The organism is Bradyrhizobium sp. Pa8 (genome assembly GCF_052588265.1).
Genome location: NZ_CP176767.1, coordinates 7,848,376 through 7,860,891, shown reverse-complemented (window position 1 = coordinate 7,860,891; position 12,516 = coordinate 7,848,376). Strand labels below are relative to the sequence as shown.

The window sequence follows — 12,516 nt, the reverse complement described above, 5'->3', positions numbered from 1 at the left end:
GCGATCCGCCGCAAATTTAAAGCTCTATCGGTCGTTTTGTGAATTCGTATTGCGACCGGTCAACTTCAAACTGAAACACGGCAAGCGGCTGGCCGCTCGTTTTCTGCCTCTCTCTCAAGATGTCCAAGATCGCTTGCATCTTCTTGGCGCCTTCGTCGGACCTCTTCATGTAGGGGCCAAACGAGACAGACCGAAGAGCCTCGGGCGGGAACGGTAAAGAGAGCCCGGTAGAAGGGTGAGAGAAGAGACGCCATTCCCTTTCATGCTTCCAAACCGTGGCCTTGGTTTGCATCCGGGCGATCTGGGCCTTGAACGGGTTACCCAAAATCTTCAGCTTTGGCGGCTTGGATGAGTACATGACGGGGGCGGTGTTATTGAACGGCGGATAGGCCGTCGAGAATTCCAAGCAAAGGCCTGCATGATAGCCGCCGTAATACCATGACATGTAGGGCGAAGTGCCATGCTCGGTTAAGCAACAGATTCCAACCGTAATCTGGTCCAACGTTTTTTGAGTGTCCTCCAAAGAACGGATGATGTTTGGAGTCATTGCGCGGTGCCCGTCGCGCATGATCCGGACGAGAGTCTCCTCATCCTGGTCAATGAGCGCCTGTTCAGCAGAATTGATCTCGTGGGGCTTGATTTCCTGGCCGGACAATATCGTGGTTCGCACCGTGGGATTGATTTTCGTCAGTGCTTGGTTTTTGAGATGCCGGATCAGGTCCCGTGCGCCAGCTTCATCCCAAGAAAGATCGATATCGTAAAAGCATTCGCAGGGATCGTTGAAGGTTCCGCCCTCTCCAACCGGTGCAGCGTAGACGCCGTGACCGATAAGGATGGCCTTCAAATGCTCCAAGTTTTCAACATTCCTGCATCGGAAAAGCGATGTCGGGCGCGGGCGAGGCAGGACGCCAGCGCCATAGACCGACCTGACCTGCCAATAGGCACGTAAGCGCTCAAAGATATTCATTCTGAATGACCTCAGCTCTCCACGTGGCGCAGGGTGCGCAGTGCCCATTCCAATTTGTCTTCATACCAGTCGCCGGGGGCGTCGCGGTTGAACGCGACGAGAAGATAGGCAGCGGCCTGATTGGCCTCGCGCGCGGTTTCGAAGCACCCCGCGACGGCCTTGAGAACGACGGCACTTGCTTCCCAAGCGGCAGCCCTTCCCAAAGCTGCATGAAGCGGCTGAAGCGCGGGAAATTCGGCGGATCGCCCGGTCGCGGCATCGCATAGTCGTAGCCGTTCTCGGCTAATTGGAGCTGCACGATATCTTCGTACAACTGATCAACCTTCCACCATGTGGCGGAGCGATTGCGGGACCAGGATTCAATCGCCGAAGCAGCCAATAAGGATTCGAGCAACAAAGACGTTTCGGCCTTCGGCACGCTCAGCGGTGCAGCGGGCAAGGCCGGTAGCGGAACCGCCGCAAGTGCCACAGAAGCTGTCCCGTAAAGCAGAGATCGCCGGGTAAATGCCATGGAAACCCCCATCGTTGCCGGGGCGCGAATGTGAATCTCCCGATCCCGATTTGCAAGCGACATTGCTTCGTCGGTCACCACTCAGTGGAAGGTTATACGCTTGTCTTTCCGCCGTGCCCTTGCAGAACGCTCCCATGGAGTCCGCAGCGTTGAAAAGGAGATGGCTCGCGAGCATAGGGTTCGAATGCCCCCCAGCGGCCCGCTCGGATAATACAACGTAACACTGTGTAGGACCGCAGGACGCGCCCGTTGTAGCTAACAGAGTCATGTTTGCAATCTCGGCAGCTTCGCACCCCGGCGCGGGCTTCATCTCGTAGAGAAGAGTTGCTCGGCTATGGCACGAACAACAGCAACGCTCTCAATATCCTTGCCTCGTGAAATGGCAGGGCAGCTTGTGCATGTCCGAAGGCTAGAGCATCGCACTTGCTCCGAGCTTGTTCGGGAAACGTTGCGGCGATACTTCGACACATATTAAACTTCATGACACGCGCTATAATGCGTCATGAAGTATGCAATTGCTTCTGAAAGATTTTTCTTCATATCGTCTTGTATATTCGTTGCACAAGGCGTCGCGCAGGTCATTTTCAGCTTTGTCGCAGATCCTCTGCCTCTAACGCTCGTGCAAAAAGTCGTTCCTGTGGCCCACTATGGCGCTGCAATCGGTTTATTTGGGCTCTGGTTGCTCGGCTTCATTGTGTTTACATTTGGCTCTGTTCGCAAATTGAGAGTGGGAACTTGAGAACTTCCTCGATGCAAGATGGGTCATGTGGTGGCATGTCTTGAGCCCGAATTCGGGCGGCCTAACTCGTAGGAGTATTTTCAATACTACGAAGTTCGTTACTGCTCTGCATCACGTTGGCGGGCGCTGCTGTTGCCTCCCCCGAAGTGGTGCATGCGCAGGCGTGCGGTTATTCATGTGTTCAGATCGTCAACCGCTTTGGACAGCTTCTCTACCAATGTGCCCCGAGAGGTGTGGTCTAGGTGCAGCCGTCGGAATGTACGGATACCTAAATCGTCGGCCCGTCAGATATCCACCTCGGCGTCGAACAAATTCGTCAAAATTGGATCGAAGGAGCTTGAATCGTACGCGATGTCAGATTGTACAAGCAAGCGTTTCAAGCGTTTGCAATCCCGCATATGCACCGTAGGCGAAGATATCTCGATGGACATGTATGTTGTTATTTTCTTAGTTGTTGTTGTTGTAAACGTTCTAGCTGGCTTTGGAGCAGGCTACGCCGTGCGTAGCTGGCGTTCTCGCAAGCGGCGTGAGATCGCTCGACGGTATGGTGGCTTCTGCCACTCGGATCACCCTGCTAAGCACCCAGATCTACGTATCCCTCCGGCGGCGGCCGCCTTGTGTAATTTGAGAGGCGGCCCGAGGATTTGACCTTAAATCTAGCTTTAAGGTCACGTGGCGAATGCAGGTCAATGTGTTGGGCGCCGAGCGTCGGCGGCGATGGAGTTACGACGAGAAGGTTCGCCTTGTCGAAGAGACCTTGCAGGCTGGCGAGACGGTCTGCGGCGTCGCGCGACGGCACGGGGTGGCTCACGGCCTGCTGTTCACTTGGCGTCGACAGGCGCGCCAGGGCCGACTGGGCGGAGATTCCGGGCCAGCTCTCGTTCCCGTCGAGATCACACCGGTGGCGGTTCCGGTCTCGAGCGACGCGCCACAACCGGTGTCTTCACCGCCTGCGCATCGTGCAAGGGCTGGAATCATCGAGATCGAGCTTGGCGGTGGCTGTCGTGTGCGCGTTGACCGGGACGTCGACAGCGAGGCGCTGCAGCGGGTTCTTGAGCTCCTGCGACGACGATGATCCCGATTCCGAGCGGCATCAGGGTTTGGATCGCCACTGGCCACACCGACATGCGTCGCGGCATGCAAAGCCTGGCTCTTACGGTTCAGGAGAGCTTAAAGCGCGATCCTTATGCCGGCGATCTCTACATCTTCCGGGGCCGTCGCGGTGACCTCGTCAAGATTCTTTGGCACGATGGGCTGGGCATGTCGCTCTACGCCAAGCGTCTGGATCGTGGCAAGTTCATCTGGCCGTCGGCGTCGGCCAGCGCGGTATCGATCTCAGCGGCGCAGATGGCCTATATGCTCGAGGGCATCGACTGGCGGAATCCGCAACTGAGTTGGCGACCGCAGAGTGCGGGCTGAGCGAAGAAACTACGGTTGCTGCCATTTTGGGGAGTCCCATCGCGTCCAATCTGTGATTCACTGCGTCGCATGGATGCCGACCGCGACGCTGTTCCGGATGATGTTGCCGCCCTGAAGGAGGCGCTGGCGGTCGAGCGTGCGAAGGGTTTGGAGATCGCTGCCGAGCTCGCGGTCGCCCGCGCGAAAGCGTCGGAAGACGAAGCGCTGATCGCCCAGCAGCAGTTGCAGATCGCCAAGCTGAAGCATCAGATCTACGGGCAACGGTCGGAACGTTCGGCGCGGCTGATCGAGCAGTTGGCGCTGACGTTCGAAGAGCTGGAAGCCGACGCCACCGAGGACGAGCTTGCGGCGGAACGAGCCTTGGCGAAGACGACGACGGTGCGCGGATTTACGCGCAAGCGCGCTGAGCGCCAGACCTTCCCTGAGCACCTTCCCCGGGAGCGGGTGGTGATCGAAGGACCTACGGCTTGTGAATGCTGCGGCAGCAATCGCCTTCGCAAGCTCGGCGAGGACGTGACGCGCACGCTGGAAGTAGTGCCGCGCCAGTGGAAGGTGATCGAGACGGTCCGGGAGAAGTTCTCCTGCCGCGACTGCGAGAAGATCAGCCAGGCGCCGGCGCCGTACCATGCCATCGCTCGGGGATGGGCTGGCCCGAGCCTCCTGGCCATGATCATGTTCGAGAAGTTCGGCCAGCATCAGCCGCTAAACCGCCAGGCCGAGCGCTATGCTCTCGAAGGCGTGCCGATCGCACTGTCGACCATGGCGGATGCCGTTGGGGCGGTCTGTGCGTCGCTGGATCCCCTGCTGCGCCTGGTGGAAGCCCATGTCATGGCGGCCGAGCGCCTTCATGCCGATGATACGACCGTGCCGGTGCTGGCCAAGGGCAAGACCGACACGGGACGGTGCTGGATCTACGTTCGGGACGACCGGCCGTTTGGGGGCGCGGGCCCACCGGCAGCGATGTTCTACCACTCGCACGACCGCAAGGGCGAGCATCCCCAGATGCATCTGGCCCAGTATGCCGGCATCCTGCAGGCCGACGCCTATGACGGGTACAACCAGCTCTATCTGGCGGGGCGCCAACCCGGACCGATCCGGGAAGCTGCCTGCTGGTCGCATGGAAGGCGCCCATTCTTTGCCATGGCCGACATCGAAGAGAATGCGCGGCGCAAGGGCGCCGGAAAGAAGGAAATCCCGCTCTCTCCGATCGCGATCGAGGTCGTGCGGCGGATCGATGCGCTGTTCGAGATCGAACGCTCCATCAATGGCAGGAGCCCCGAAGGGCGTCTGGAGGTGCGACAGACGCTGAGCCGGCCTCTGGTCGAGGACCTTCAGGTCTACATGCGCGAAAAGCTCGCCAAACTGTCTCGCGGTCACGACCTGGCCAAGGCGTTCAACTACATCCTGAAGCGATGGGCGAGCTTCACGCTGTTCCTGGAAGATGGACGCGTGTGTCTCTCCAACAATGCCGCCGAACGGGGCTTGCGAGGCATCGCTCTTGGACGGAAGTCCTGGCTGTTCTGCGGATCTGATCGCGGAGGGCGGCGCGCCACAGCTATGTACAGCCTCATCGTCACGGCGAAAATGAACGGCATCGACCCGCAGGCGTGGCTTACGGATATCCTCGCCCGGATCGCCGCCCATCCGGCTCATCGGCTGGACGAACTTCTGCCCTGGAAATGGACGCCAGCATCAGCGATCTCCGCTCGAGCGGCATGACCAGCCATGTCAACAAGGTCCATCACGTCACCACCATCACCCAGGTCGCGAAAGACCTCGGCGAAGACGAAGACTGGTTGTGGGACATCGCCAACGAAATGGAGATCGAGGACGGCGTCATCTGGGTCTATGGCGTCGGAGAAGACGGCGTCCAGGCGTTCACCGACTTCGGAATCGAAAACCTCATCGAGCTGATCAGGTTCTACAAAGAGAACCCTGGACTGCTCCGGCGGTAACCCTGCGGCCTACGCCAAATGGATACAGATCTACAGGCTATTAGGACTGATTAACCATAGACGTTGAGGTTTGCGGGATGTCGATTCCCCGCGCGCCTTATCCTTCTGACGTTTCCGATGACGAGTGGGCGCTTGTCGCGCCCTATTTGATGCGGCCGGCTCAACCGGTCGACGCAACACAGGCGTTAAATCTCTCTACTGGGGTTTCGCATTGCAAGGTCTCACGTGGTCGTTCGCTTAGCTGACGAGCCACTTTGTCCAGATTGGTCCTCCAAGCCGCGCGCCATGTCTGGCGGCGCGCCGATCGTGTCGCGTGAAAGATCCGGGCACAGCACGAGCTTGCCCTCGAGACTGCCCGCCTCGAGCCGGCGGTGAGCTTCGGCGACCTCGTCGAAGGCGATCCGCTCGGCGACGCGCGGCCGGATGGCACCAGTCGCCAAGAGCCTGAACAGCCGTCCCAGGTCGTCCTTGAACCAGGTAGGGTGTCGCGCTCGCATCGCATTGACCGAGTAAAAGCGAGCGCGCTTGCCGCTGGGCAACAGTCTCCAGAGGTACAGGCGCAGATCTCCATCAGGATGTGGAACATGCGACGCTGTGCCTGCACGCTCGCAGAGAAGCCGATGACGCAGAGCAGGCCGCCCGGCTTGAGCGCTGCGTATGAGCGGCGATAGCCGTCTTCGCCAACTCCATCGACGACGACGTCGAATCCGCCCGGCACGACGCGCGTGAAGTCCTCATGTTCGCAGTCGATCGGCGTTGCCCCCAGCTCTCGGACGAGCGCTATGTGCTCGCCGCGCACGGTACCCCACAGCTCGAGACCGGCCAGCCGTCCAAGCATGATCAGCGCCTGGCCGACGGTGCCAGCGGCACCGTGCACCAGCAGGCGCTGGCCTCGCTGCACCCGGACCGCGCGTTGTAGAAGCTGGTCCGCCGTCACCCAGCTCAAGATCAGAGTAGCCGCTTCCGCCGCGTCTACGCCGGTCGGCACGCGGACCACGTCGTTCGCCCGAAGCGTGCGATAGTCGGCGTTTGACCCGACCACCGTCATGTCGGCCACGCGGTCGCCAATCTGAAGACCGTGCACGCCTTCACCGAGCTGATCGATTTCCCCGACGACGTCGTAGCCCATTACGAACGGCGGGCGGAGGCGCATCGTTTGCGGGTATAGATGGCGTCGGATCAATACCTCGGTGTAATTGAGGCTTGACGCAAGTACACGGACCCGCACCTCTCCCCGACCAGCAGCCGGCAGGGGAGCGTCGATCACCTCCAGCCTCTCGGGATCACCGAAACGGCTGACTTGAACAACTCGATCGCGCGGCTTGATCATGGGTGATCTCCCTGCAATCTCGTAATCCAGCGCAAGCATAGCACCGGTCCGCAGCTATTCTGCGGTCTCATCATTACGTGACAAAGAATATTGCTGACCTGAAGTTCTGCCTTGATCTGGCTCAAGTCAGGCGGTCCGACGGCTGTCGCACCAGTCAAGCCAGTCCGCTTCTGATGCTGTTGTCTAATCGCTGCCGGGGCGTCAAGCATATAATCGCTGAGGAGACACTGCCGGGTGCATGGTTGTCTTTGCGATCGGCATCAGCCGCCGCATGCTGGAGCTTCGCGGGACGAACCTTCAATGTGGACGACGCACTTTGCTGAGTCAGCAATGCAACAGCATCAGCCGAATGGCTCGGCTCACGTCCCGGCAGGGACGCCTTAGGCGTTCGGGGTTCCGAACGCGATCGGGACTCATGCGGCGGCTCCGGCATTCGGGTTGGCGCCACGTATGTCTGGACTAGAAGAGACCGCTTCACAAAAGAGACGGCCAAAGCAAGAGCGAGCGCGCCATACAGGTGGCTGCCAAGGCCGAGAAAATACATGAAGGACCGCGCCGCTGATGTTGCGGCATACGGCGCGCAGCTTGATGCACTGCGCGCCTGGGTGATGCGTGGCCCTGACCGCGCAACGTGGTCAGAAAGGCGAACGAAACATTTTCTGGGAATAACGGGTTTTTACAAAGAAGCTCCAGCGGTGTTTCGACCTTATATCCAGGCAAACCAAAAGATCGAAAATGCGTCGTCATCGTTGCTGGAGCTGAAACGCGGGGAACAACAACGACGATCAGCATGTTAGACCGGATGCTTTTTCCACTATCCTGCAAGCACACGGTAGTCTTGGGGCGACGGCAAAACAAACTGGACTTGCGAAGAATGCGGGCAAGAGATTGCCCTATCCGCTGGCCCACTTCTTGATAAGGACTTGGACACCACACATCAAATCGGCTTTGCAGGAGAAGGCGAAAGGACGAACAATTGAACGATTGGGTTGAGAAATAATTTGCCGAGGCTCAAAAGGAGCTAAAGCAGGTTTGGGGTGATCCCTATAAGGGCTAGTCGCTCCGCCCCGCATCCTCGAGCTATGGTAGCGCGTTGGCTTTGGGGGATTTCATAGGGGGATTTCATAAATGCGCTTGGTGCCGCGCCTTTGCTCGCCAACTCCGGGGCCGATCTCGAGGCCAAAGCGGCTCGCGAAGGAAGCAGCGCAAGCGCGACTCGGTGTCGGCGGATCCGCGTAGCCCAACGCTGTCCCTGCCGCGCTCGCACTGCCGAGCGGAGTGCGCGTCTGCGGGCATGACCCTCAAGCTGTATCGACCAATGGTCTCCATTGCACCTACCAGGATCGGCAGGTGTCGATCTGATTTGGTCTGGGGCAAATGCGCCATGGCGACTGAATTAGATTCGATCTTTGAGGTGATTGAGCATCACCGCGGGCTTTCCGCGCAACACGATGCCGCTGCATCCATATCCGCAAAACTTGTCGAAGGACCCGAATTTGACGCCGCCGAGGCAATCAGCGAGGAGCGGTTGTTGGCTCTCGACCAGTACGGAGACGTGCTCATCCACTCCAAACCGACAACGCTTGATGGCGCCATCGCACTGAGCCGCTACGTCGCCAGCCTACCGGCTTGGCTGCTGTCGGATGAATATGATTGGCATCAACCGTTTCTAACGACGCTGGCGGACGCGCTGGCGGACGCGCTGGACGACGCGCTGGACAAGGGCGCCACGCCATAAAGTTGACGGCTCGACGTAGCGCCTCCACCGACGCTAGCCCGTTACACGGTGACAATTAGGTAAAAAACAGCGCGGACGCGACTCGGCGTCGGTGTATTGCGTAGCCCGACGCTGTCCCTATCGCGCCCGCACTGCCATTGAAATTAGCAACAACGCGACTCGGCGCTTTGGGGCGTCGCAAGCACGCAAGCGCTGTCCCTATCACGCGCCGCTAACTTCAGTGGCCGGCCCGGCCACCTTGAATGGCAAGGCTGACCACCGCGCTCCCGCGGTGACGGTCGGGCCCCGGGAGCCGCGAAGTTGTATCAGGGAAAAGGACTGCACCGCACCTACCAGGACTGGTGGCCGCCGAATCCAACCGTCGTGGACTAGGCTGGTCCTCAGCCTTTTGCCAGATTCAGGAGACGTGAATGACCAAACGCGCACGCATTCGCTACGTCAACAAGACGGACAGAAAGAACCCTCACGAAAGAATCTCACATGTTGGCGGGGCAAACCCCGACGGTACGCCGTGGAAGCGATCCATCGATCAGGCTATCCGAGACATCGAGAGCAACGAGTGGGAGTTCTATGTCGAAGAAAACGGCCGCAGAGTTGATGTCGTGTGGGCCACGCACGAGGGGTACAAGTACATCAAGACGGCGGCGGACGACATTCATCCAAACAATCTTCTATTGCTCGCTGAGTGTCCATGACACCGCGACTGACCGGAGCTCAGCCAACTGCGCCCGGGGGCGCATTGATTCGGAGAAAGCTGGTTTCGATGAAGTACGGGCAAGCATTCTTAACGCGGAAGCGGCTTACATATGTTTGTGGCGCAGCAATCATAATCTGTTCGATACGGCGCGCGCTCGCCGCGGATGCACTGGAAGCCGTCATGCCAGTGATGGGCTGCACGGCGGTGAAGGACGACAAAGATCGCTTATTGTGCTTCGACAAAGCCGCTGCAACGCTCAAGGCCGCTGGCGCTCTCGGTGGACTGGAAACAGCGAACACCAAAGAAATCGATACGAATTTCAGCTCTAACGATTTCAAGGTCGTTGATCCAGACGACCTTCATGTTGCCCCCGGAAAGTTCATTGGGAAGCCTATCGAGATTCGAAACGTGAGCTGCTTCTCCGCCGATAGGGGCGATTATCGCTGTGCGCCTTCAAGCGTGATGATTACGGTCGTTTTCGCAAAGTCTATCGAACCAGCGGCTGAGCGAGAGACGTTGGAAAATGACTGCGGCGACATCAAGAGAATTGAGTCGCCCGCCTGCCGAAGGGATATTCGAATAGTTCCCGCCGACTACGCCGAAGATTCACCCGGCGCCTTTGCGAAGCGCATTGTTGTGAAGGTGAAGAGAATTGAAGTTCTACCGGCGTCCCGACCAAAGCGCTAAAGTCGCACGAGACAATGTTTGCTCACCCTGTCCGTCTGGAAGCCCGCCAGGCTCGCCGAAAGCGGACCGAAAATAGAGCGAGACCGTACAACCCAGGCGGGGCTCGGAACGTGGACGATTGCGCACATCGCTTGGCCGTGGCGGAGCCGGCGACGCTGGTCCGCCGTCGTAGCGGGCTCGAACGTCACTCCGACAATCGCCGTGACCCCTTCTGGACGCTCGCCGCCCGGCGCACTCGCGTCCTCCTCGGAATCGAGGACGAAGTTGTCGTTGAGCTCGATCCCATCCTCTCCGTCGTCGAACCGGCCGAGCTCTCTATCGTAGAGCCGGTCGATGAGGACCGTGCCCGGGTACTTCGAGGGACGGCCGTCGCGCCGTTTCGGGGGCATAGGAATGACGGTGCCGGAGGGGCCGCCGCGAGTGGGCTTCTTCATGTGCGGGATCTCACCATGGTGGATGGACCGAGCGGTCCGGACGACAGGTCGATTTCGAGCAGATCGGCGCAGGCGAGCGCCGTCACCGCCCGCGAGGGCTCTTGGTCGCCGCGGAAAGTCTCGAGCAGGCGGCCCAGCTCGATCGGGCCCTCGTCGGCAACGATCTTCAGGATGTTCAGGCGAAGCGGGATCGGCACCGGCCGGTCCTTGCAGGACCAGATCAGGCGCGCGTTGGATCTGCGGGGCTCTGCGCGCAGATCTTCGGCCGTGACGACGAGCTGTTGCAGGCCGAGACGCGCAACGCAATCTGGACCAGCCCCTCTTCATCGAGGTCGCGGACCTTACGCGCCGGCAGGACGTCGAGATGAAGAGGGCCGTCGTTTCGCGAGAGCCTCGACCTCGACGCTTACTTGCGGGGAGCGTTGGCGGCAGCAAACGAGGCATGGCCCCGGTCCCGGCGAAAAATACTTTTCGACCAGTTCTGCCGCTGTCTCGCTCGCCTTGTCTGCCGGCCAATCGGTCGTGGGGATTCTCTGCTCAGCGGCAGCGGTCATTCTGACGCGCAGCTCAACTCACAGCTCGCTGCGCACATGGGGGCTGCAGCTTTGAGAGGATCGGCTTCAAAAGAGCTGCCGTGGCTGTGGCCCGCAAACTGGCGGTAGTAATGCACACGATGCTTAAGACCGGCGAGCTGTCTGAGCCGAGCATGGCTATTGCGACGCAATTGGCTTCCGATGGCCAAGACGATCGTCGACCCGTCAAACGCGACCTGGCGTGACTTCTTCTCCACCGATGGCGTCTTCGATGTATATCGCTATCAGAGTTTCATTTTCGGGCTGGTCGTGATCGGAGGCCTGATTGCGGCAGGCGTGAATCAACTTTCGACGTTCGTCGTTCCGGACACGATCCTGGGTATCGCTGGACTTAGCCAACTCGTCTACATCGGCGGCAAGCTGGTGACCCCGACCAACATTTCCGACCTTAATGCGGCTATTTCCGGTCTCCGTTCCGATGAGCAGAAACTGAAGGCTGCCGCGCTGGCCGCCAAGCAGGGACAGGTGATGAGCCTGGCAGAGGCGATCCCGCTCGTTGGCCAAAGTACGTACGATGCGTACCGTCAGAAAGCGAGGGACGTTGCTGCCATCTTCACCGATGCGACCGGCATCATTGTCGCAGATGCCTCGCTCGAACCTCTCGTCACGTGATAAAAAGGGGGACTGAAATGGCTAAGAACATCCTGATGTTCGCGGATGGCACGGGCAACGCAGGCGGTCTCCTGCCGGACGAGAGTCGCACGAACGTCTACAAACTTTATCGGGCAACGCGCACCGGACCAGAATCGATCATCGCCCCGAAGAAGCAATTAGCGCTCTACATTACCGGTATTGGCACGCCGGTGCCCGGACATACCAACAGCTGGGACGGGGTGAAAGAGACCGTTCAGCAGATGTTCGGATTCGGCATTACGAAGAAGATCATCGATTGTTACGTCGCAATCGTCGGCGTCTGGGAGCCGGAAGACCGCATCTATCTATTTGGTTTCAGCCGCGGCGCCTACACCGCCAGGTGTCTCGCGCATGTGCTCGGGCTCTGCGGTATTCCGACGAAGGCGCGGAATGGCCAGCCGATCAGTCTCGATCCGAATTCGTTGAGGAGAGTCGCCAAAGACACGGTGCCCGCCATCTACTGGCTTGGAATGCCCAGGGATGGCGCGATGGCGGAAGAGCGAGCAGCCCAGTTTCGCGATGTCTACTGTTCACAGGTCGGGCGTGAGGCAGGGGCTTCAGCCTATTTCATCGGAATTTGGGACGCCGTCGCCGCGATCGGCTGGCAACGCTTCTTTCCCGACTGGGCTTACGATCGGCATTTTCCATCCGACATCCAATACGCGCGGCATCTGCAATCAATCGATGAAGGCCGAAAGGACTTCAAGCGGGTACCCTGGGTAGACAGGGTGAGCCGGAGCAATTCGACCAGATCTGGTTTGCCGGAAACCATGCCGATATTGGCGGAAGCTATCCCGAGAACGAATCGCGCCT

At 59.4% G+C, this 12,516-nt stretch carries 15 protein-coding genes and 3 pseudogenes; 12 read left to right on the top strand and 6 right to left on the bottom strand.

What is annotated here, in order from left to right; all coding sequences use genetic code 11:
- Positions 1 to 16 precede the first annotated feature (16 nt).
- On the bottom strand, positions 17 to 967 hold the full coding sequence (locus tag ACKWRH_RS37225; RefSeq protein WP_445217595.1) for a DUF2971 domain-containing protein: 951 nt from the start codon (positions 965 to 967) through the stop codon (positions 17 to 19).
- Positions 954 to 1,478, bottom strand: coding sequence for a hypothetical protein (locus ACKWRH_RS37220; protein WP_445217594.1), 525 nt, complete (start codon positions 1,476 to 1,478; stop codon positions 954 to 956). Before ACKWRH_RS37220 ends, ACKWRH_RS37225 begins: the two co-directional genes overlap by 14 nt.
- 334 nt (positions 1,479 to 1,812) lie before the next feature.
- On the opposite strand from ACKWRH_RS37220, the gene ACKWRH_RS37215 reads away from it, so the two are divergent.
- The 5 genes from ACKWRH_RS37215 (at position 1,813) to ACKWRH_RS37195 (ending at position 5,591) form a co-directional block, all read left to right on the top strand.
- On the top strand, positions 1,813 to 1,953 hold the full coding sequence (locus ACKWRH_RS37215; RefSeq protein ID WP_445217593.1) for a ribbon-helix-helix protein, CopG family: 141 nt from the start codon (positions 1,813 to 1,815) through the stop codon (positions 1,951 to 1,953).
- Positions 1,954 to 2,896: 943 nt separating this feature from the next.
- Complete coding sequence (tnpA, locus tag ACKWRH_RS37210) at positions 2,897 to 3,292, top strand: IS66-like element accessory protein TnpA (protein ID WP_445216772.1); 396 nt, start codon at positions 2,897 to 2,899, stop codon at positions 3,290 to 3,292.
- On the top strand, positions 3,289 to 3,636 hold the full coding sequence (gene tnpB / locus ACKWRH_RS37205) for an IS66 family insertion sequence element accessory protein TnpB (RefSeq protein ID WP_445216771.1): 348 nt from the start codon (positions 3,289 to 3,291) through the stop codon (positions 3,634 to 3,636). Before tnpA ends, tnpB begins: the two co-directional genes overlap by 4 nt.
- Before the next feature lie 69 nt (positions 3,637 to 3,705).
- Entirely contained in the window at positions 3,706 to 5,355 is a 1,650-nt protein-coding gene (tnpC, locus tag ACKWRH_RS37200; RefSeq protein WP_445217592.1) for an IS66 family transposase, read from the top strand.
- Entirely contained in the window at positions 5,352 to 5,591 is a 240-nt protein-coding gene (locus tag ACKWRH_RS37195) for a hypothetical protein (protein WP_445217591.1), read from the top strand. The genes tnpC and ACKWRH_RS37195 overlap by 4 nt, the downstream gene beginning before the upstream one ends.
- Before the next feature lie 221 nt (positions 5,592 to 5,812).
- Here the strand turns inward: ACKWRH_RS37195 and ACKWRH_RS37190 are convergent, their stop codons facing one another.
- Both ACKWRH_RS37190 and ACKWRH_RS37185 read right to left on the bottom strand, forming a co-directional pair.
- On the bottom strand, positions 5,813 to 6,088 hold the full coding sequence (locus ACKWRH_RS37190; protein ID WP_445222545.1) for a zinc-binding dehydrogenase: 276 nt from the start codon (positions 6,086 to 6,088) through the stop codon (positions 5,813 to 5,815).
- 137 nt (positions 6,089 to 6,225) lie between these two features.
- Positions 6,226 to 6,921 (bottom strand): annotated as a pseudogene (locus ACKWRH_RS37185) (alcohol dehydrogenase catalytic domain-containing protein); the annotation flags it as partial.
- A gap of 542 nt (positions 6,922 to 7,463) precedes the next feature.
- Between ACKWRH_RS37185 and ACKWRH_RS37180 the strand changes: the two are divergent.
- The 4 genes from ACKWRH_RS37180 to ACKWRH_RS37165 all read left to right on the top strand — a co-directional run bounded on the left by ACKWRH_RS37180 (position 7,464) and on the right by ACKWRH_RS37165 (position 10,043).
- Positions 7,464 to 7,718, top strand: coding sequence for a hypothetical protein (locus ACKWRH_RS37180; protein WP_445217590.1), 255 nt, complete (start codon positions 7,464 to 7,466; stop codon positions 7,716 to 7,718).
- A gap of 497 nt (positions 7,719 to 8,215) precedes the next feature.
- Positions 8,216 to 8,659, top strand: a complete 444-nt coding sequence (locus ACKWRH_RS37175) for a hypothetical protein (protein WP_445217589.1) — start codon at positions 8,216 to 8,218, stop codon at positions 8,657 to 8,659.
- 410 nt (positions 8,660 to 9,069) lie between these two features.
- Positions 9,070 to 9,354 carry a DUF3892 domain-containing protein gene (locus tag ACKWRH_RS37170; RefSeq protein WP_445217588.1) on the top strand — a complete coding sequence of 95 codons (285 nt, stop codon included), beginning with the start codon at positions 9,070 to 9,072 and terminating at the stop codon, positions 9,352 to 9,354.
- A gap of 182 nt (positions 9,355 to 9,536) precedes the next feature.
- Positions 9,537 to 10,043, top strand: a complete 507-nt coding sequence (locus tag ACKWRH_RS37165) for a hypothetical protein (RefSeq protein WP_445217587.1) — start codon at positions 9,537 to 9,539, stop codon at positions 10,041 to 10,043.
- On the opposite strand, the gene ACKWRH_RS37160 is transcribed toward ACKWRH_RS37165, so the two are convergent.
- Together ACKWRH_RS37160 and ACKWRH_RS37155 are read right to left on the bottom strand one after the other, a co-directional pair.
- Entirely contained in the window at positions 10,040 to 10,477 is a 438-nt protein-coding gene (locus ACKWRH_RS37160) for a hypothetical protein (protein ID WP_445217586.1), read from the bottom strand. The two genes, ACKWRH_RS37165 and ACKWRH_RS37160, sit on opposite strands and share 4 nt — an antisense overlap.
- On the bottom strand, positions 10,474 to 10,674 hold the full coding sequence (locus ACKWRH_RS37155) for a hypothetical protein (RefSeq protein WP_445217585.1): 201 nt from the start codon (positions 10,672 to 10,674) through the stop codon (positions 10,474 to 10,476). Before ACKWRH_RS37155 ends, ACKWRH_RS37160 begins: the two co-directional genes overlap by 4 nt.
- A 328-nt stretch (positions 10,675 to 11,002) precedes the next feature.
- Here ACKWRH_RS37155 and ACKWRH_RS37150 point away from each other — a divergent pair.
- The 3 genes and pseudogenes from ACKWRH_RS37150 to ACKWRH_RS37140 all read left to right on the top strand — a co-directional run.
- Positions 11,003 to 11,255 (top strand): annotated as a pseudogene (locus tag ACKWRH_RS37150) (hypothetical protein); the annotation flags it as partial.
- Positions 11,212 to 11,682: a hypothetical protein gene (locus ACKWRH_RS37145; RefSeq protein WP_445217584.1), complete on the top strand. Its 471-nt coding sequence runs from the start codon at positions 11,212 to 11,214 to the stop codon at positions 11,680 to 11,682. The pseudogene ACKWRH_RS37150 and the gene ACKWRH_RS37145, both read left to right, overlap by 44 nt.
- A gap of 17 nt (positions 11,683 to 11,699) precedes the next feature.
- Positions 11,700 to 12,487, top strand: a pseudogene (locus tag ACKWRH_RS37140) (phospholipase effector Tle1 domain-containing protein); the annotation flags it as partial.
- Between the last annotated feature and the right edge of the window lie 29 nt (positions 12,488 to 12,516).

Excerpts from the sequence above, each read along its gene's own strand:
- ACKWRH_RS37225 (WP_445217595.1), bottom strand. The coding sequence starts at position 967 with ATGAATATCTTTGAGCGCTTACGTGCCTATTGGCAGGTCAGGTCGGTC.
- ACKWRH_RS37220 (WP_445217594.1), bottom strand. The coding sequence starts at position 1,478 with ATGGCATTTACCCGGCGATCTCTGCTTTACGGGACAGCTTCTGTGGCA.
- ACKWRH_RS37215 (WP_445217593.1), top strand. The coding sequence starts at position 1,813 with ATGGCACGAACAACAGCAACGCTCTCAATATCCTTGCCTCGTGAAATG.
- tnpA (WP_445216772.1), top strand. The coding sequence starts at position 2,897 with ATGCAGGTCAATGTGTTGGGCGCCGAGCGTCGGCGGCGATGGAGTTAC.
- tnpB (WP_445216771.1), top strand. The coding sequence starts at position 3,289 with ATGATCCCGATTCCGAGCGGCATCAGGGTTTGGATCGCCACTGGCCAC.
- tnpC (WP_445217592.1), top strand. The coding sequence starts at position 3,706 with ATGGATGCCGACCGCGACGCTGTTCCGGATGATGTTGCCGCCCTGAAG.
- ACKWRH_RS37195 (WP_445217591.1), top strand. The coding sequence starts at position 5,352 with ATGACCAGCCATGTCAACAAGGTCCATCACGTCACCACCATCACCCAG.
- ACKWRH_RS37190 (WP_445222545.1), bottom strand. The coding sequence starts at position 6,088 with ATGCGAGCGCGACACCCTACCTGGTTCAAGGACGACCTGGGACGGCTG.
- ACKWRH_RS37180 (WP_445217590.1), top strand. The coding sequence starts at position 7,464 with ATGAAGGACCGCGCCGCTGATGTTGCGGCATACGGCGCGCAGCTTGAT.
- ACKWRH_RS37175 (WP_445217589.1), top strand. The coding sequence starts at position 8,216 with ATGACCCTCAAGCTGTATCGACCAATGGTCTCCATTGCACCTACCAGG.
- ACKWRH_RS37170 (WP_445217588.1), top strand. The coding sequence starts at position 9,070 with ATGACCAAACGCGCACGCATTCGCTACGTCAACAAGACGGACAGAAAG.
- ACKWRH_RS37165 (WP_445217587.1), top strand. The coding sequence starts at position 9,537 with ATGCCAGTGATGGGCTGCACGGCGGTGAAGGACGACAAAGATCGCTTA.
- ACKWRH_RS37160 (WP_445217586.1), bottom strand. The coding sequence starts at position 10,477 with ATGAAGAAGCCCACTCGCGGCGGCCCCTCCGGCACCGTCATTCCTATG.
- ACKWRH_RS37145 (WP_445217584.1), top strand. The coding sequence starts at position 11,212 with ATGGCCAAGACGATCGTCGACCCGTCAAACGCGACCTGGCGTGACTTC.